The sequence below is a fragment of the Neisseria sp. P0014.S009 genome, from assembly GCF_051958155.1.
GTDB classification, from domain to species: domain Bacteria; phylum Pseudomonadota; class Gammaproteobacteria; order Burkholderiales; family Neisseriaceae; genus Neisseria; species Neisseria flavescens_C.
The window spans coordinates 1-229 of sequence record NZ_JBQCVS010000316.1 but is presented as its reverse complement, the minus strand read 5'-3'; the positions used below and the strand labels follow the sequence as shown (position 1 = coordinate 229).

The 229-nt window shown below is 51.5% G+C and carries 1 pseudogene; it reads left to right on the top strand.

From position 1 onward, the window contains the following. Positions 1 to 166, top strand: a pseudogene (locus ACTHS4_RS12785) (ubiquinone biosynthesis accessory factor UbiJ); the annotation flags it as partial. Positions 167 to 229: the final 63 nt, after the last annotated feature.

The following is a 229-nucleotide window of genomic DNA, read 5'->3' as shown; positions in this document are numbered from 1 at the left end:
AAGCATTGCCGAGCAAATCAGCGACTTTTCACGCGAACCCGAATCCCCTGTTCTCGACCAAGCCACGCTTGCCGCATGGTTGGAAGAAGTGGACAAACTGCGTGACGACGGTGCCCGCCTAAACGAACGCCTCGACCGCCTCGAGCGCGATATCTGGATAGATTAGACACTTACTTTCAGACGGCCTACTATCATGAAAAGCCCATTTAAAAACATCGGTATCGTTACA